Below are 17,439 nucleotides of genomic sequence, written 5' to 3' on the forward strand. Positions count from 1 at the left end.
TTACGTTTCGTGTTCGAATAGATTCATATAAATTCGCTCCTTGCGAGAATGTTTATTTATATATTCGGGATAATTGAGTGGAAATCCTTCGAAATGATAAGGAAAGGCAGTTGTTTAATGAAAAATTGGATGGAGTTTACAGACAAAGAGTACGACCAAATTTGGGACAGGATATATAGTGAGCTTAAGTTTTCGCCAAGTGATTCTGTATTTCCATCTTTTAAGGTGCCAAGTCCTTTTGTTACATATGATATATCTCATTACTTCGGAGAATCGGTAGATTTAAATGCATATGACGATCTGGAAGATAAAGCGGTACAAGTTTTTAAAGAAAATACAGTATCGAATGAATATATAATGGCACTTGATTGGCAACATGAGTGTTATTGGGTGAATCCACATTTAAAGTTCGATAGAAATGAATTTGATGAGTGGACAATCCCGATTTTTCCAAATGGAGATTATTATTTCTTTATTCAGAAGGACTTTAAGTGGGGCTATTTAGGGCATCCGTGGGAGGAGAGTATAACGATATTTGGAAAGGAACTAATAGAGAGCTTTGAACAAAGTAAGCCAGAAATGTTTCAAAATATATTAAGGCGGGGATAATGTTTTTGTTTAAAATACTTAAAAACAAAAATCTTTTGGTAAAGTTCCATTTTTTATCATCGTTCTTAATCCATGTTTCATAATCCAAGGATTAACAGGATGGTTTTTATCGAGTAATTGTTGCAACCACTGAAAAACGAGTTCGTTATCTTCTTTCGTAATATCATTAATGTGATTGGCTACAGATTTTTGAACATACTTAGAAGGGTCATTCATTAATGGCTCAAGAAGCTTTAAATTATTTCTGAAGTCACCTTTCAGAGCTCCTATTTTTTTTGCCCAAGGAAGTCTTGGTCTAGTACCTTCTGAAACTAATCTCCTGATGTGGCTGTTTTCGTCACGTAACCACTGTTGCAATATATCCAAGGTTTCTTCATGGTATTTTTCAAGATAAGGACGAATGGCATATTCAGCAGTATTTCTTTTTGTTATTTCATACATTGCGTTGAATGAGGAGTCAAAATCGTTAAGCCCATATTTTTCAACGTATTTTGCAATAGGCATGTACATATATCCGTTTGTAAATGTGCCGACTTCTGTTGTATTTTCTGGTCCTAATGTTTTCAGTAATATATGTATTGCTTCATTAAAATCTTTTTGTAATGCATTGTGTAATTCATCTGCTATTACTTCGACACGTTGCTTTAACTCTAAATTTTCAACTTTATATGTTACGGAATCTACAAAATTTTTTTTAGAGAAATTAGGAACGTGTTTAGAAATAGAATCAGCCATTTTTTCTGCTAATTCTTTGTTGAATAAAAATTTTAGCGGGACATATTCACCCATTTTTTCACCTCATTGGTCAGATAAAAACAATTGTTATTTTTTTATCGACAATCCATATACCAACGTCTCACTAGGCGTCGTAATGCTAAAACCAGTCGTCTTATAATCAAGTTTTAATGTATCACCAGTGTAGTCTGTCGTGAATGAATCCATTTGTACAATAAGTTGTTCATCGTCATATACAACATCATCCGCATTATATGTATCCCAAATTAAATCAACATCAACAAAAATACTACAAGAGTTCGTCATTGTTCCTCTAATACGAATGATCTTTTTGCCTTCACGTTCTAGTCTATGTATAGCTGCTATTGCTTCATCAGTAATACGAATGTTCATTTAATCCCAACCTTTATTTATATTTCCTCTATTATTGCAAAAACAGTGGTAATAGGGAAGGGAGATGAATTGTAATAAAAAACGAGCAAACAAATTTGTTTGCTCGTTTTGCTATACTTTCTTCTATTTCAGTTCACATTTATCAAGTGGAATTACTTTCGTTTTCTTAATAAATTTATAACCTAACCATAGTACTAAGAAGAGTGGTAAACCGATGTAAGAAATAAGTACACCGTTCCAATCGATAGCTGCTCCCGTAAATGCTCCGTAGTTTTGACCTAAAATAACGATAACACAAAGTGTAAATGCAAAGATTGGACCGAACGGGAACCATTTCGCTTGATATGGTAAATCTTTCAAATCTTTCCCTTGTGCAATATAAGCTTTACGGAAACGGTAATGACTAATAGCAATCCCTACCCAAGCAATAAATCCTGACATCCCAGAAGCATTTAATAACCAAATGTATACAACACCGTCACCGAATAAAGAAGCGATGAAAGCGACGCTACCAACTACTGATGTTGCGATTAATGCGTTAACAGGTACACCGCGGCTATCTAATTTGCCTAAGAACTTTGGTGCTTTTCCTTGGCGAGCTAAATCCCAAAGCATACGAGTTGATGCATACATTCCAGAGTTACCAGCAGAAAGTACTGCAGTTAAAATAACAGCGTTCATAACAGAAGCAGCGAAGGCAACGCCCGCTTTTTCAAATACAAGTGTAAATGGACTTACTGTAACATCACTCGCTGCAAGGCTTTCAGTCGTATAAGGAATTAATAAACCGATAACGAGAATTGCTAAAATGTAGAATAATAAAATGCGCCAAAAGATAGAACGAATTGCTTTTGGAATATTGCGTTCTGGATCAGCAGTTTCACCAGCAGCTACTCCTAATAATTCAGTTCCTTGGAATGAGAAACCAGCAGCCATAAATACACCGATAATTGCCATGATACCACCGTTAAATGGTGCATCTGCAACAGTGAAGTTTTTAAAGCCGACAGATTCGCCGCCCATAATTCCAAAAATCATCATAAAACCGACAATTAAAAAGATAATAATAGTAACTACTTTAATAAGTGCGAACCAATATTCAGATTCACCAAAACCTTTAACAGATAAATAGTTTAAGAGAAAAATAATAGCTAAACAAAGTCCACTCCAAATAAGAGAAGGGGTATCTGGGAACCAAAATTTCATAATTAATGTTACGGCTGCGAGTTCAGCAGCGATCGTAATCGCCCAGTTATACCAATAGTTCCATCCAAGTGCAAAGCCAAGTGATGGATCAACAAATTTTGTTGCATAAGTACTAAATGATCCAGTAACAGGCATGTAAGCTGCGAGTTCTGCTAAGCTTGTCATTAAGAAATAAACCATAATTCCAATTGCAGCGTATGCGACTAGTGCACCGCCAGGACCAGCCGAATGGATAACACCACCGCTGGCAAGAAATAGTCCGGTACCGATTGTACCACCGAGAGAAATCATCGTAAGGTGACGAGATTTTAATCCACGTTTTAATTCACCTTGTCCTTGTGTAGTTTGCGTTTTAGAGGTAGCTTGATTTGTTGCGCTATTCATGTTCAACACTCCTTTTCTTGTAAGATAGGAAGGAACGGGGGAGAAAAATACAAAAAACCGCCAAAAGAATTAGGCGGAACGTTTCACAAATAACCACCCCATCATACCCTTCCGTTAAGATAGCACCCCACGTCTACACGGTAATTTTGTAAACGTGACAGTTCTGTTCCTTTCGGAGACAGCCCCAGCTCACATTTCCAGAGAAGAAATATAAACTTCGGCAACTTTTCCTTTCAAACGGAGTCGGTGACATTCTCTGTGTCTCGGCCGTTCTACTCTTAAAAGTTGCAACCTCTACCTCATCGGATTGATGAGGATTTATATATTGCTAAGATTTTTAATATATGGCAATTGTAATGATTTTCTGAATATATTGCAAGGAATTTTGTTAGGAAAAGTCAAAAAATATCGGTTATTGTATAGGAAACGCTTGCAAAACCCCACCCGAACCTACTGTTATGTAACAATGAAAAAATAAAAAGTTGTTATACAAAAGTTTCGCAAAAAATAATGAAAAATCCTTTAAAGTTAAAAGAAAATTCAGAAAATATAATTCGACATAACTATTAAAGGGGATTTCTGCTGTTATTTTGTTTCAAAGAATAAATATATTTGTAGGTATAAAAGAGTGAATATTCTATGTTTTTATAGTAAAATTGTAGTATTGTTTAATTGAAAAGGGGACATCGTTATGAAATTAGAAACGGAAAGATTACATATTATCCAGTGTACGGAAGAACGGGTTCAAATTGCGAATAATCAAGGATACAATAGTGGCCCGCATATTTTAGGGCATATAGAAAATGTGAAACAAGATGCGGCTTTATTACCGTGGGGCGCGTGGTATGTTATTCGGAAAGAAGATGACATCGTTTTAGGTGATATAGGATTTAAAGGGAAACCGAACGAGGAACATACGGTAGAAATTGGTTACGGATTTATTGAGAAATATTGGAATAAAGGGTATGCAACAGAAGCAGTTAGTGAATTAATGAAACGGGCTTTTCAAACAGGAGAAGTGGAAACGATTATAGCGGAGACACTCCGTGATAACTATAGCTCTATTCGTGTATTAGAGAAATTATATATGAAAAGAGTAAATAGTACTGAAACGATGATAAATTGGAAGATTGAAAAATAAAAAATACCGCTCGAAGTAAATCGGGCGGTATTTTTCGTAATTATGGTAGCATTTGTTTTTGATCTGCCGGATAGCCAATCGTTGAATGCTTTGAATGGTTACGGACAGAAATGAGAATAGAGATAACAACGATAAGACCAACTGCAACATAAGAAAGTGTAATAATAGTTGGATCAACTTTAAATGATGTAAGTAATGTACGTATATTCGTAAAGATAATAAGTCCGCCAACGAGTACGCCAAGTAAATGCGAAGGAACAATGCGCACTAACCATGCGGCGATTGGTGCGGCAACAATACCACCAAGCATTAGAGCAAATACCCAAACCCAGCTTATTTGTTCCCAGCCAAGTGAGATGAAAAAGCCGATTGTTGCAGCGAGTGAGACAGGAAATTCGCTCGTATCTACAGATCCAATAACTTTTCTAGCATCATTTCCTCTTGCAAGAAGAACAGGTGTCGTAATAGGTCCCCAGCCACCACCGCCAGTTGAATCAACGAATCCTGCGAACAGACCGAGCGGTACAAGTTGTTTAGCAGACATACGCTTATTTGAAGAAACAATTTGTTTTTGAATGATGAATCGTAATAAAATATAAACGCCTAAAGTAAATAAAAATAAGGAAATGTACGGTTTAATTACATCGCCAGGTAAATTACTTAAAAAACATGCTCCAACAAATGCACCAATTGCTCCAGGTAATGTAAGCCTGGAAACTGTATATTTATCAACGTTTCCAAATCGGATGTGAGATGCACCAGAAGCCGCAGTTGTAACGACTTCAGCTAAATGAACCGATGCAGATGCAACAGCCGGTGCGATACCAAACATTAATAATAAAGAGGAAGACGTTACCCCATACGCCATTCCAAGTGCTCCATCAATCAATTGAGCGAAAAATCCGATAATAGCAAAGATAATTAATTTCTGCATAAATAATCCCCCTGTAATAATAAATAAAAAGGCACTTTTCCCGTATGAGAAAAGTGCCTTTGGTTTTTCCAATCAGCAACATATTAATTTGTTTTATTATAATGCATATTAATCTTATAAATCAACTAGGTTTTAAAGTTTTTTGAATTGAACGAAATAAAAATAAAATATACAATAAAAGGATGGAGAGAAAGGGGAGAAAGACTATGTTAGCATTTGATCATCTTGTTCACGCAGTTCATGGCACACCGGAGGAAGCGGCAAAACAAATGCAGGAGCGTGGATTTCATACTGCGTTAGGCGGACAGCATACAAACTGGGGTACTTGGAATAGTTTATGTTATTTTGATTTATCATATATAGAATTTTTAGCAGTTCAGCATGAAGAAAAAGCGAAAGAAGCAGAAAATCCATTAGTACAGGAAACAGTGGTGAAATTACAAAATGGAGAAGGAATGCTACAAATCGCAATTCGAACAGATGAAATTGAAGAACTAGCAGCTAAGTTTAGTAAGCATGGTTTACATACGATAGGGCCAATTGAAGGGAAACGTATAAGAAAAGATGGCCGCCTTTTAGAATGGAAAATGTTGTTTGTAAAGCAGGAAGAGAACGGACCGAATATACCATTCTTTATACAATGGAATGAAACAGATGAAGAAAGAAGAAACGATTTACGTAAAACAGGAACGATCGCTGAACATAAAAACAAAGTAGAAGAAATTGAAACGATTCATTATGCGGTGAAAAATGTTCGAGAAACGGTGCAGAAATGGAAAGAAGTAATGGGACTAACAGTAAGCTCGGTCATAAGAAATAAAGAGTGGAATGCAGAGTGTCAAAGTGTATTGTTTGGTGGTATTAGTGTGCAGTTTTGTGAACCGATTGGAGAAGGGTTAGTGCAAGAACGCTTGAAGGAGCATGGTGAATATCCGTTTGCGGTGGAGTTTAAAGGGGAAAATAAACGAAAGCGTGAAGTGCTAGGTAGTTTGTACATATATGAATAGAGGTGAACTTTGTGGAAGAAATTTCAAGAGAGATAGAGAGAAAAATAGAGTGGCCTCGTATTGTGAAATGTACAGCTTATTACAAAAGGGTTTTCACATGAAGAGAAATATAAAGTTGAATTAGAGAATCGAGAAACGTATTTTGTCAAAGTGTGTGATTCTGCTAATTTTGAACGAAAACAAGAAGAATATACGTATATGAAACAGTTGGAGTCATTACATATTCCAACGCCGAAGTTAATTCATTTCATAAAACTTGAGGAATTAAATAAATGTGTTCAAGTATTTGAATGGACCCGAGGTGTAAATGGTGAAGAGGGCTTAGGTAAGCTATCGGTGGAGGAACAGTATAATGCAGGAAGAAAAGCAGGTGAAATATTAAAGAGGATTCACTCGATAGAAAGAGAAAGAGCAAGTAATAAATGGGAAACATCTAGATGGAATAAATACGAAAGATACATAGAGGCATTAGCAGATTACGAGGTGAATTTTCTCGATATGAAGCCAGTATCAACCTTTGTAGAAAATCATAAAGATTTATTAAAAAATCGTCCAATCACATTTTTACACGATGACTTCCATCCAGCAAATAGTATGATTCACAATAAAGAGTTTATCGTTATCGATTTTGGTGGATATGATTTTGGCGATCCAATACACGATTTTTATAATGTAGCGATTTTTACTACAAGAATAAGTAAACCATTTGCGGTTGGACAAGTTCATGGTTATTGCGAAGGTGAACCGTCGCTCTATTTTTGGAAACTGTACTCATTGTATGCAGCGATGACATTCCCGGCGGATATTGTGTGGACGAACCGAAGCACACCACATTTAGTAGATGATATGAAAGAGAGATTAAACAGAATTATAGAAGATCATAATCATTTTTCATCCTATATTCCAAAATGGTATCAATCACATCATGCGGATATAATAAACAATAAATAATGGAGGAATTCATATGGATAAAATAGCAGTAATTTCAGATATTCACGGTAATATTCCGGCATTAGACTCTGTACTGAAAGATATTAAATTAAGAGGAATCAATCGCATTATTTGTCTTGGAGATTTAGTAGGAAAAGGTCCTCATTCTAGCGAAGTAATTGAAATCGTTCGTAAAGAATGTGAAGGAACCGTAATGGGAAACTGGGATGATTTCATTACAAAACCGACTGAATTCGAAGCGTTAAAATGGCATCAAAAACAACTGTCAGAAGAACAAAATGAGTATTTAAGAAGTTTACCATTTTCAATTGAATTTTTTATGAGCGGCAAACTCATTCGTATGTTCCATGCATCACCGAGAAGTTTATACGAAAGAATTCAACCACACGCTTCAAGAGAAGAGCGTGTTAGTATGTTCGAAAATAGTGATCTCACAAAGAATATAGAAGGAGAAAGAAAACCAGATGTCGTTTGCTATGGTGACGTTCACCAGGCGTATGTGCAAAATTTCAGAGGGAAAACGTTATGTAATGCTGGTAGCGTAGGAAACCCACTTGAAATAACACAAGCGTCTTATTTAATCTTTGAAGGAACTTACAATGAAAAAGAAGCAGCGAGTTTTTCCATTCAACTCGTACGTGTACCGTATGATATTGAATTAGCAATTCGATTAGCAGAAGAGCTGGATATGCCAGAGATTGAGGAGTATAAGCAGGAATTACGAACTGCTTTGTATCGAGGGTTTAAGGGGAAGTAAGCTAATAATAATATATCAACGATTCGACAGAGAATATCGACTTACCGACAAATAGTGACATATATTATTTCTGATAATTATGTTATGTAAACTAATCGTAGGGAGGGAATATCATGAACCGAAAACAACGAATGAAAGAAATTGCTGATCATATTTTAACGTTAAACTTAACTCATCCAATAAGAGTCGGGGTAAGTGGTATTACAGCATCCGGAAAGACAACATTTGCAAACGAACTAGCAGAGGAAATGAAAAAGTGCGGAGTACCAGTAACACGTGCAAGCATTGATGATTTTCATAACCCGAGAGCGATTCGCTATACGCAAGGTAAAGAATCTGCAAGAGGATATTATGAAGATGCACATGATTATTCAGCTTTTAAAGAAAGGTTATTGAAGCCTTTAGGACCTAATGGGAATTTACAGTATGAAACGATATCTCATAACTTAATAACGGACATCCCTGTACATAATGCACCGCTAGTGGCCTCTCAAAATATGGTATTAATAGTAGATGGAACATTTCTATTGAAAAAAGAAATCAAGCATTTATTTGATTATAAAATTTTTGTAGATACAGATTTTGAGATTGCGAGAAAACGTGGTGCAAAGCGAGAGACTGAAGCTTTTGGAAGTTATGAAGAAGCAGAGAAGATGTTTTTGAACAGGTATCATGCAGCTTGTAAGATGTATATTGAAGAGCATAATCTGAAAGAGTGTGCGGATGTTGTATTTTCTAATAGTGATTTTGAGAATCCGGAAGTTGTATTTAAAGGAATATAAAATCGTTTATATAGCAGAATAATAAGGTAGAGAGGGTGTAGCTATCTATGCTTGAAACGCTACCAAATATAGATGTACTAAAAGGCATTGTAATTTTGGATGAGTCAAAATAATGAACTGAAATACTTTATCTCTATAAACATGAAATTTTAAACAAAAAAATAGTGTTATAATTTGTGAAAGGAGATGTTTTGGATGGATAAAAAAAATAATCCAAACGATTGGCCTGTATGGGCGAATGAGTCAGTAGAGATAGTTAATGCAAATCCTGATTGGCAAGATAAAGGGAGATGTGAAGAACAGCAACTGCATGAACTGCTTACTCCTCTCGGTATAAGTAAGGTAATACATATAGGAAGTACATCCATACCTGGTTTACCTGCAAAACCTATAATTGATCTAATGGCTGAAACAGACTCATTTGATAGAGTACTAGATATTTCAGCTAAATTGGCTATATATGATTGGCATTACGTAAGCCCAGAATTAGATGAAAAACCTTGGAGAAGGTTCTTTGTGAAAGTTAAGAATAATAGGCGTGTAGCTCATCTGCATTTGATGGTTAAAGGAACTGAGCGATGGGAGCAACAACTTTTATTTCGTAACCGCTTACAAGGAAATCCACAATTAGTTTATGATTATTCAAATCTAAAGCAAGAGTTAGCAAAAAAGTTTAACCAAGATAGAGAAGCATATACAAAAGCTAAAACAGAATTTATTAAACAAGTTCTAAAATGATTCAAATTTTGATTGTAACTACGTTTGAATACAAATGAAAAAACATAATTTATTTTATAACCTAAACTTACATGAAATGCATGTAAACAAAGTGAGAAGCTTTGGTATTCCAATGTATTTCCTTTTATTTCTCAGGAGAAATTTTATATAATTGAGTCAATTTCATAGAAGAATAGATACGTAGTGAAAACGATTTTAGAAATCTACTTAATTTTATGAATTGAATTGCAGGGAGATAAGGCAAAAGGGGAAATATAAAAAAATCTTTAAAAGGGGATAGAAAATATAATGATGGAAGTACAAGAATTAAAACAAGAACTACAACAAATTAAAAATAATAATTATGCTGTACCAGAAGATGTGGACGCATATCCATATGCACAGTGGATGCTAGATTATATCGGGTCACCTGATGCTGAATTACGTGATGAACTAATTTATAGTACGCTTCACACATGGATTACAGGTGATGTATTTAGACAAAAAGAATTACGAGGATTAATGTTACAAGCGATTAGTCCTGATTATTTATTTTATAAAATTGGTGAAAAGGGAACAGACTCTGTTTTTAAACGTGCGTTCTCTGTATTAATTCCGCCGCTTATTTTATCTGTTCATGAAAGAGAACCGTTGTTATCTGAAGAACAGCTGTACAGTGTGGCAGAACAAGTGCTGGAATATGTCTATTTAGAAGAAGATGTAAGGGGTTACGTAGAAGGAAAAGGCTGGGCACACTCAACTGCACATGCAGCTGATGCATTAGATGCTTTAGCGCGTACGATACGAAATCGTGAGTTTTCATATGCAATCCTTGCTGCCGTTCGTCAAAAAGTTCGTATGAGTGACTACGTATACATACACTTTGAGGATGAGAGATTAGTAACGCCAATTATGTCGTTACGTAATCAAAATCTTTTAACTGAAGAAGAGTGGAGCAATTGGCTACATAGTATAGCAATTGTTGAAGACATCCGACATCCTCAGCATGCTATTTTAGTACAAAATATTAGAGCTTTCTTAAGAAGTTTATATTTCAGAGTTTTAGAGACAGAGGGTAGTACAGCCTTTACAGATGATATATTGGAGACTTTGAAGAAATTGCGTAGGTATTAAAAAAGGCATTTGAATTGGAAATTTTATAAATAGTCCCTACTTAGAAACAAAGAGAAACTATTAATTCCCAAAAATTTATTAGAAATTTATTTTTATATTGTACCCTTTCAGTATAAGTTGAAAGGGGTGTCAAATGAAAAAATTATTGAAGATAGGAAAGATTATATTTTTTGTGTGTATTAGCATTATTTTTCTTGGAACAGGCGCTGTATTTATATATCATAACTATCAATTAAGAATGGAATCGAAATTAATTAATAATGAAGGCGAACTTGTTAATTTCAATTATAAAAACATGAATGTTTATAATGAGGGGAGCGGGGAGAATACGTTTGTATTTATGGCCGGATCTGGAATTGCCGCTCCTATTTATGAATTGAAAGGCTTATATAGTAAATTTTCGAAAGAAAACAAGATTTCTGTAATTGAGAGAGCTGGTTATGGATACAGTGATGTTTTTCATGATGATAGAGATATTGATACGATACTAGAACAAACGAGAGAAGCGCTTATTCGAAGTGGGAATAAACCTCCCTATATTTTAGTACCACACTCTCTGTCGGGTATAGAGGCTATTTATTGGGCACAAAAATACCCAAGTGAAGTAAAAGGGATTATTGCATTAGATATTGGCTTACCTAACCAGTACGTAACTCATAAAATAGGCGTGGTGGATTCATTGAGAATAAAAGGGATGAATAGTTTAACGAAAATTGGTTTTCAAAGGTTAGTTCCTTCTATTACTTATAATCCCGAAGTCATTCGGCAATCCTTTTTAAATGAACAGGAAAAAGATATTTATAAAGCGCTCACATATAAACAAGCTTTTAATGACGATATGAAGCAAGAACTTTTACAAAGCTACAATAACGGTAAAAAATCAAATTCCTTATCAATCCCAAAAGAAACACCCATTTTATTTATTGATGCGATTGCTAGGCAAAATAAAGATTCGAAGTATACAAAGCAAAAAAACAAAGATTATAAGGAGTTTGCTAGCAAGTTATTGATAGCTGATGTAAAAAAAATTGAAGGTACACATAGTATTTATTTATACGCTCCTGATGAAATATACAAACGTGCAATGGATTTTATTAATAATAAAGTAGTGAAGAACTAAGCTATTGTTATTTTAGCGATGGAAGGTCTACATGATGAAAGAATATAACATATTAATTGTTGAAGACGATTTGATTATAGGGGATTTATTACAGAAAATTTTGCAGCGCGAAAAGTACAATGTGTATTGGGAGAAAGAAGGAAAGAATGTTCTTGATGTAATTCATGAGATAGATTTAGTCATAATGGATGTTATGTTACCAGGTGAAGATGGTTATCAAATTACAAAGAAAATAAAAAATCTAGGATTAAATATCCCAATTATATTTCTATCAGCTCGGAATGATATTGATAGTAAACTAAAAGGTTTGACTATTGGAGAAGAATACATGATAAAACCTTTTGATCCTAGAGAATTACTGTTAAGAATTCAGAAAATGTTAGATAATCAATATGGTACTTTCACGCAAATTAAACATTTATTTATAGATGCAGAATATAAAAGGGTTTTCATTAATGGTTTGCGTGATGAAGTTGCGTTTACTGCGATTGAGCGTAAAATATTCTTCTACTTATATGAAAATAGGGATAGAATTCTAACAAAAGAACACTTCTTTGATTACTTATGGCAACTCGAAGATAGAAATCAAAATATCATGAACGTACATATAAAGAAAATTAGGACCAAAATCAATGATAAAACAGGTGATATTATTCAGAATATATATGGAGAAGGGTATAGATTAAATACCTATATGAAGAAATGAACTTAAAGAAGAAATATCAGTTACTACTATTCTCTGCTATTATTAGCGTACCATTGTTATTGTTATCGATTAGTATCCTTATATCAGTTATTTATAATGTTGCCTTTAAAACCCAAAACAAGAACATTCCATTTCATGAATCCTTTGCATATCCCACGATGTTAATCATATTTTTATTATCATTATTAGTGTTAGCTTTTTTATTTTCAAAATCGATTAATTCATTATTAAATAAAATTAATGTATTAAATCAAACGATTCGAGATTTAGCAAGTGATAAAAAAATCCCTAATATAATAGATGTCAAAAGCGATGATGAAATGGGGGAACTAATTAGGTCGGTAAACTTGCTAATAGAAAGAACGACTTATCGAGAATTAGAACTACAACAACAGGAACAAATAAAAAAGGAACTATTAAATAAATTACGGCATGATATTAATACACCCTTAACAGCGGTTAGATTACAATTATATTATTTAGAAGGTGAGTACGAGGAACAAGCAACAGTACTTGAATCACTGTATGAGCAGATACAATATATAAGTGATTTAACTAACGAATTTAATATTCAATCTACAGAGACATTAGAGAATACTTATATTGTGAATGATGAAGTGAATATACATAATTTAATAGAAAACATGGTTAAAAAATGGAGCTATTTGTATAGTATTCGTAAAATTGAATTAGTGTATAAACCACAAGATAAAGGTTTAGTATGGAATAGTAATGAGCTATGGATTCAAAGGCTATTTGATAACATTTTTCAAAATGTGCTTAAACATTCACAAGCTAAAAAACTTGAGATCCTCATAGGCAATGATATTGTTTCCTTTAGAGATAATGGAATTGGGTTTGATATGAAAAGTAAAGGAACGGGGCTAGGATTAAAAAATATTGAAGATATATCAAGGATGTTCGATATAAAATACACATTACGATCAAATAGTGATGGGACTATGTTTTCATTTGAAAACACTCAAAAGAATATATAAATTTCATTTTGAATTTCTAGTTTAAGTTTTATTAATAACGCCTATCATGTCGTTACGGAACCAAAACCTTTTAACTGAAGCAGAGGGGGATACTGCTTTTACAGATGATATATTGGAGACTTTGAAGAAATCGCGTAGGTTTTAAAAAAGGGGAATATTTGGTCCATCACTTGATCCCATCATAAATGAGCATTTCAGCAAAGAATAAGAGTTAAAAAAACGATCTTTTCTGTAGGTTCCTACAAAAAGGATCGTTTTTGTAGTTAAATTGAAATTTCAGACTAAATAAGATTGCTGTTAAAATGGAATGTTGATTTCTGCCGAGTGCTTTGGAATTTATGCAGTACTTCTGTCTTTTCGAGAAGATTTCTTTCTTCAAGTTTTGGTGCAATAAAACGATATATTGCTTTTATTAGACTAGAAAAGAGCACTTCCATTATGAAAGTAAATATTTCTGGTTGCTTTTTGTAGATATGATTATATGAGTCTAAAAAAGCATAGTTTTTGTAAATTCAATATTTGCTTTAGAGAATTTTTGGATCTCAGAATGTCCAAGATTTAAAGATTATTTACATCTATTTTAATTGTTTTGCACCTGAACTGTTTATACTATTTGTAGGATTTTCTGCTTTTTTGTCGAATATACTTAATGCAAGGAGGGACATTACATGATTATTAAAGACTATTTCATCAATCTTTCTATTTTTTCTCTATTAGTTAGCGCAGCAATATTTATTCAAGTGTTTACGATTCATTCCAGGCGATATTTTGAAAAATTCTATGGAGGGATTATCGCAGTTACTTTGATGTTCTTTTCTTTTCCGTACATGGGATTTTCCTACGATCTTAGAGTTGTTCCTCTTATTTTATCTTTTATTTACTTTGGTCGCATTGCTGGTTGGATTACATTAATTAGCATTATTATAATGCGTATCTTTTACATTGGTGGGTATTGGGAGCCACCCGTGATTGCATATTTAAGTATGAGTATCCTATTTGCTACTTTTAAAACGTATTTTAAAAACCTTCATCCTTTTAAAAGTGCATCTTTATATTTTTCTGTTTTTGTGGGAATAAAGTGGTTAGTTGGTTTATGTTTTAATACTACATTGCTTTACACTGGAGGCTTATTATATATAGCTTTAGGACTTCTAATCGGGCTCTTTCTTATGGAAGCTTACCAGAGATTGTATTATTTAACACAAGATTTATCTAAAATAAATCGAGAATTAATAAAATCGAAGCAAGAACTCACAGATACCGTACATGAACTTCAAGGCGGGATTTTTAAATTTAAAAAAGTGGGTAAGCACTTTATACACACTTTATGTGATGGGCAGTTTTATTATCAAAAAGGATTTTATTCTGAACAGGTGGTAGGAAAAAGCTTACGCACTATTGATGCTTCTATTGTTCCTCCACATTTAGTTCCACAATTGATGAAGCATTATCTTCAGGCATGGGAAGGGAAAGAAATTATATTCGAATTACCCTGGCCAAATGATAAAACTATTATTCTTATTGCGCTTAGGCCGATTAAACAAAATGGACAAGTTATTGAAGTTGTTGGTTCTACAGTCGATATAACCAAAAGGAAAAAGGTAGAATCAGAATTAAGAGCTACCAAAGAATTACTGGAATCGTTTATAAAGCATAATGTAGATGCTATTACCATATCTGATCGAGAAGGGCATATTTTACAAGCCAATAAAGCTTATGAAAAGATATTTGGGTGGTCATCACAAGAAATCATAGGTAAGAGATTACCTTGTGTACCAGATTTCTTAATGGATGAATCACTTGAAAGTATTCAGAAGATTCTAACGGAGGAATCCATAGTTACTAGATTAGAAACGATTAGACAACGTAACGATGGAAGTCTTCTTGATGTCAGTCTGACAGTTTCTCCTATACTAGATGTAAGAGGAAATGTGATAGCTTTATCAGCAATATGTAGAGATATTTCTGAAAGAAAACAAGCAGAAAGAGAAAGGCATCGATTACACCAACAATTAAGAGATAGTGAAATGAAGTACCGTGCACTAATCGAACAAGCAACTGACGCAGTATATGTAGTAGAGCTGAATGAAGATCATGTTCCAAGTCGATTTATTGAGGTAAACCCTGTTGGGTGTAAAAGATTTGGGTATAGTAGAGAAGAACTGCTCTCGTTGCCATTTCCAAATGTTGTACCACAAGATTCTCCATTGATCGTAAGGTTACTAGAAAAAATTAGAGAGGGACAAACTTCCTTCACTTTGCAAGATGAATATGTTTTTCCAACAAGAAAAATAATAACAACTGAGTTTAGTGTCCGTGTTTTTAACTTAAATGGTAAAAAAGTTTTCCTAAGCATTTCTCGTGATATTACTGAACGGTTAAAAACAGAAGAATTACTACGAAAATCTGAAAAACTTGCTGTCGTAGGACAATTAGCGACTGCAATGGCTCATGAAATTAATAATCCATTAACCGCAATGAAAGGGTTTATGCAATTACTAAAATCAACGGGAAATGAGAATGATCAGGGTTATATAAATATAGTATCATCAGAGATTGAGCGTATAGAAAGTATTACAAATGAATTTATGGCGGTAGCTAAACCACAGGTGGTAAAGATACAACCTAATGATATTGGTGTGCTAATGGATCAAGTTTTGACGCTACTGCAACCTCAAGCAATGATGAATAATATACAAATTAGAATCGATTTTACACCTGATATTCCATTGATTCCATGCGAAGGAAATCAATTAAAACAAGTATTTGTTAATATTTTAAAAAATGCAATTGAATCCATGCCAACGGGAGGAAAAATTCTGATTCAAATTGATAAACTTGATAATGATCAAATAATTATTCGTTTTATGGATCAAGGGTGTGGAATTTCAAAAGAACGTATACCATATCTAGGAGAACCTTTTTACAGTATTAAGGAAGAGGGGATTGGCTTAGGATTAATGATCTGCTATAAAATTATCGAAACACATCACGGAAAGGTATTTATTGAGAGTGAAATAAATAAAGGAACAACGGTTGAAGTTACTCTCCCTATTTGTACCATTCAAAATTAATATATTTCCTTATAAAAATTCTCTAAAGAAATTTATAAAAATATAATGCTATTTTCGTCTAATGAAATAGAAAAAGCGTATAAGGTACTTTAAAATTCAAAGTGTTTATATGAACAAAATAAATAAACAATAGAATGGAATTATGAATGGACATGAGTAAGAAATTAGTGAAACACCTATTTGTCTTAGGAAGTGCTACGTTACTAACACTGGGTGCTTATGTATATGCAATTATGGATTACGGTATAATAGATGAATATAGTAAAGAAGCCTAGCTAAAGACTAAAGAAACAGCTAATCAAGCAACTATTAATCACTTTAAAACAGAAAAAAATATGGATGTTGTCATTACTAAGATTGGTTTCTCAGGAGAATATGCGACACCTGAGATTTAATTAGAGAGACATGTCTCTGGCAATGAAAAACAAAAGATTTTTGCTACTGTTAATTCTTCAGAAGATTATTGAGTTAAAGCCACAGTTAAAAACTAAATTTACTAACTGCTCTTTTTAAGTTTCCTGAATAGGCCTCACTATACTTTTAATGGTTCTGATGCAAAAATTCTAAGACTCTTGCAAGCAAAGTCCTGAATTTGGATTAGCTATTGCAAAATCATTGATTGAAATGCACAAGAGATAAAATGGTGAGAGGAAGCGCGCAGACGGCAAGCAGGGTAGTGAATTTTGGTTTACGCTTCCCATCGCATCAGAAAAAATAAGACCGCTGAAAGACTTTTGTAATATTTATGTTATAAAAATGAAAGACCTTCTTGCTAACATACTACTACACAG

Annotated in this window: 16 protein-coding genes, 4 pseudogenes and 1 riboswitch; of the genes and pseudogenes, 15 read left to right on the forward strand and 5 right to left on the reverse strand. The window is 33.7% G+C overall.

Annotated features, from left to right (window positions below; genetic code table 11):
- Positions 1 to 117: 117 nt before the first annotated feature.
- On the forward strand, positions 118 to 609 hold the full coding sequence (locus ACE38F_RS13310) for a DUF2716 domain-containing protein (RefSeq protein WP_375371218.1): 492 nt from the start codon (positions 118 to 120) through the stop codon (positions 607 to 609).
- An 18-nt stretch (positions 610 to 627) separates the two neighbouring features.
- Here ACE38F_RS13310 and ACE38F_RS13315 read toward each other — a convergent pair whose 3' ends face one another.
- The 3 genes from ACE38F_RS13315 to ACE38F_RS13325 form a co-directional block, all read right to left on the reverse strand.
- Positions 628 to 1,398 (reverse strand): DNA alkylation repair protein, encoded by a 771-nt coding sequence (locus tag ACE38F_RS13315; protein ID WP_375371217.1) that lies wholly within the window; start codon positions 1,396 to 1,398, stop codon positions 628 to 630.
- Between the two features lie 33 nt (positions 1,399 to 1,431).
- Positions 1,432 to 1,737, reverse strand: coding sequence for an iron-sulfur cluster biosynthesis family protein (locus ACE38F_RS13320; protein WP_375371216.1), 306 nt, complete (start codon positions 1,735 to 1,737; stop codon positions 1,432 to 1,434).
- A gap of 123 nt (positions 1,738 to 1,860) precedes the next feature.
- The gene (locus ACE38F_RS13325; protein WP_375371215.1) at positions 1,861 to 3,327 is read right to left on the reverse strand and encodes an amino acid permease; all 1,467 of its coding nucleotides are present in this window, start codon (positions 3,325 to 3,327) and stop codon (positions 1,861 to 1,863) included.
- 112 nt (positions 3,328 to 3,439) lie between these two features.
- Positions 3,440 to 3,632, reverse strand: a riboswitch (Lysine riboswitch).
- A gap of 386 nt (positions 3,633 to 4,018) precedes the next feature.
- Between ACE38F_RS13325 and ACE38F_RS13330 the strand changes: the two genes are divergently transcribed.
- Complete coding sequence (locus ACE38F_RS13330; protein ID WP_375371214.1) at positions 4,019 to 4,468, forward strand: GNAT family N-acetyltransferase; 450 nt, start codon at positions 4,019 to 4,021, stop codon at positions 4,466 to 4,468.
- A 40-nt stretch (positions 4,469 to 4,508) separates the two neighbouring features.
- Here the strand turns inward: ACE38F_RS13330 and ACE38F_RS13335 are convergent, their stop codons facing one another.
- On the reverse strand, positions 4,509 to 5,402 hold the full coding sequence (locus ACE38F_RS13335; protein ID WP_375371213.1) for a sulfite exporter TauE/SafE family protein: 894 nt from the start codon (positions 5,400 to 5,402) through the stop codon (positions 4,509 to 4,511).
- 206 nt (positions 5,403 to 5,608) lie between these two features.
- Here ACE38F_RS13335 and ACE38F_RS13340 point away from each other — a divergent pair, with 206 nt between their 5' ends.
- From ACE38F_RS13340 to ACE38F_RS13385, 10 genes and pseudogenes are all read left to right on the forward strand, one after another.
- Positions 5,609 to 6,409, forward strand: a complete 801-nt coding sequence (locus ACE38F_RS13340) for a VOC family protein (protein ID WP_375371212.1) — start codon at positions 5,609 to 5,611, stop codon at positions 6,407 to 6,409.
- Between the two features lie 11 nt (positions 6,410 to 6,420).
- Positions 6,421 to 7,360, forward strand: a pseudogene (locus ACE38F_RS13345) (aminoglycoside phosphotransferase family protein).
- A 13-nt stretch (positions 7,361 to 7,373) separates the two neighbouring features.
- Positions 7,374 to 8,117: a metallophosphoesterase family protein gene (locus ACE38F_RS13350; protein ID WP_375371211.1), complete on the forward strand. Its 744-nt coding sequence runs from the start codon at positions 7,374 to 7,376 to the stop codon at positions 8,115 to 8,117.
- 113 nt (positions 8,118 to 8,230) lie between these two features.
- The gene (locus ACE38F_RS13355) at positions 8,231 to 8,899 is read left to right on the forward strand and encodes an AAA family ATPase (protein ID WP_375371210.1); all 669 of its coding nucleotides are present in this window, start codon (positions 8,231 to 8,233) and stop codon (positions 8,897 to 8,899) included.
- Between the two features lie 195 nt (positions 8,900 to 9,094).
- Entirely contained in the window at positions 9,095 to 9,637 is a 543-nt protein-coding gene (locus ACE38F_RS13360) for a GrpB family protein (protein ID WP_375371209.1), read from the forward strand.
- A 288-nt stretch (positions 9,638 to 9,925) separates the two neighbouring features.
- On the forward strand, positions 9,926 to 10,750 hold the full coding sequence (locus tag ACE38F_RS13365) for a DUF2785 domain-containing protein (RefSeq protein ID WP_375371208.1): 825 nt from the start codon (positions 9,926 to 9,928) through the stop codon (positions 10,748 to 10,750).
- 133 nt (positions 10,751 to 10,883) lie between these two features.
- Positions 10,884 to 11,870, forward strand: coding sequence for an alpha/beta fold hydrolase (locus tag ACE38F_RS13370; RefSeq protein WP_375371207.1), 987 nt, complete (start codon positions 10,884 to 10,886; stop codon positions 11,868 to 11,870).
- Between the two features lie 34 nt (positions 11,871 to 11,904).
- Entirely contained in the window at positions 11,905 to 12,576 is a 672-nt protein-coding gene (locus tag ACE38F_RS13375; RefSeq protein WP_341306404.1) for a response regulator transcription factor, read from the forward strand.
- Positions 12,573 to 13,574 (forward strand): sensor histidine kinase, encoded by a 1,002-nt coding sequence (locus tag ACE38F_RS13380; RefSeq protein ID WP_375371206.1) that lies wholly within the window; start codon positions 12,573 to 12,575, stop codon positions 13,572 to 13,574. The genes ACE38F_RS13375 and ACE38F_RS13380 overlap by 4 nt, the downstream gene beginning before the upstream one ends.
- 31 nt (positions 13,575 to 13,605) lie before the next feature.
- Positions 13,606 to 13,719 (forward strand): annotated as a pseudogene (locus tag ACE38F_RS13385) (DUF2785 domain-containing protein); the annotation flags it as partial.
- Positions 13,720 to 13,861: 142 nt separating this feature from the next.
- Here the strand turns inward: ACE38F_RS13385 and ACE38F_RS13390 are convergent.
- Positions 13,862 to 14,124 (reverse strand): annotated as a pseudogene (locus tag ACE38F_RS13390) (hypothetical protein); the annotation flags it as partial.
- Positions 14,125 to 14,242: 118 nt separating this feature from the next.
- On the opposite strand from ACE38F_RS13390, the gene ACE38F_RS13395 reads away from it, so the two are divergent.
- The 3 genes and pseudogenes from ACE38F_RS13395 to ACE38F_RS13405 form a co-directional block, all read left to right on the forward strand.
- Entirely contained in the window at positions 14,243 to 16,648 is a 2,406-nt protein-coding gene (locus ACE38F_RS13395; RefSeq protein ID WP_375371205.1) for a PAS domain S-box protein, read from the forward strand.
- A 152-nt stretch (positions 16,649 to 16,800) separates the two neighbouring features.
- The gene (locus tag ACE38F_RS13400) at positions 16,801 to 16,923 is read left to right on the forward strand and encodes a hypothetical protein (RefSeq protein ID WP_286675772.1); all 123 of its coding nucleotides are present in this window, start codon (positions 16,801 to 16,803) and stop codon (positions 16,921 to 16,923) included.
- Between the two features lie 319 nt (positions 16,924 to 17,242).
- Positions 17,243 to 17,388: pseudogene (locus tag ACE38F_RS13405) on the forward strand (sensor histidine kinase); the annotation flags it as partial.
- Positions 17,389 to 17,439: the final 51 nt, after the last annotated feature.

The organism is Bacillus altaicus (assembly GCF_042136375.2).
Classification (GTDB): domain Bacteria; phylum Bacillota; class Bacilli; order Bacillales; family Bacillaceae_G; genus Bacillus_A; species Bacillus_A cereus_U.

Coding starts and splice junctions, on each gene's coding strand:
- ACE38F_RS13330 (WP_375371214.1), top strand. CDS start 4,019: ATGAAATTAGAAACGGAAAGATTACATATTATCCAGTGTACGGAAGAA.
- ACE38F_RS13350 (WP_375371211.1), top strand. CDS start 7,374: ATGGATAAAATAGCAGTAATTTCAGATATTCACGGTAATATTCCGGCA.
- ACE38F_RS13380 (WP_375371206.1), top strand. CDS start 12,573: ATGAACTTAAAGAAGAAATATCAGTTACTACTATTCTCTGCTATTATT.
- ACE38F_RS13310 (WP_375371218.1), top strand. CDS start 118: ATGAAAAATTGGATGGAGTTTACAGACAAAGAGTACGACCAAATTTGG.
- ACE38F_RS13355 (WP_375371210.1), top strand. CDS start 8,231: ATGAACCGAAAACAACGAATGAAAGAAATTGCTGATCATATTTTAACG.
- ACE38F_RS13360 (WP_375371209.1), top strand. CDS start 9,095: ATGGATAAAAAAAATAATCCAAACGATTGGCCTGTATGGGCGAATGAG.
- ACE38F_RS13365 (WP_375371208.1), top strand. CDS start 9,926: ATGATGGAAGTACAAGAATTAAAACAAGAACTACAACAAATTAAAAAT.
- ACE38F_RS13315 (WP_375371217.1), bottom strand. CDS start 1,398: ATGGGTGAATATGTCCCGCTAAAATTTTTATTCAACAAAGAATTAGCA.
- ACE38F_RS13375 (WP_341306404.1), top strand. CDS start 11,905: ATGAAAGAATATAACATATTAATTGTTGAAGACGATTTGATTATAGGG.
- ACE38F_RS13395 (WP_375371205.1), top strand. CDS start 14,243: ATGATTATTAAAGACTATTTCATCAATCTTTCTATTTTTTCTCTATTA.
- ACE38F_RS13335 (WP_375371213.1), bottom strand. CDS start 5,402: ATGCAGAAATTAATTATCTTTGCTATTATCGGATTTTTCGCTCAATTG.
- ACE38F_RS13400 (WP_286675772.1), top strand. CDS start 16,801: ATGAGTAAGAAATTAGTGAAACACCTATTTGTCTTAGGAAGTGCTACG.
- ACE38F_RS13370 (WP_375371207.1), top strand. CDS start 10,884: ATGAAAAAATTATTGAAGATAGGAAAGATTATATTTTTTGTGTGTATT.
- ACE38F_RS13320 (WP_375371216.1), bottom strand. CDS start 1,737: ATGAACATTCGTATTACTGATGAAGCAATAGCAGCTATACATAGACTA.
- ACE38F_RS13340 (WP_375371212.1), top strand. CDS start 5,609: ATGTTAGCATTTGATCATCTTGTTCACGCAGTTCATGGCACACCGGAG.
- ACE38F_RS13325 (WP_375371215.1), bottom strand. CDS start 3,327: ATGAATAGCGCAACAAATCAAGCTACCTCTAAAACGCAAACTACACAA.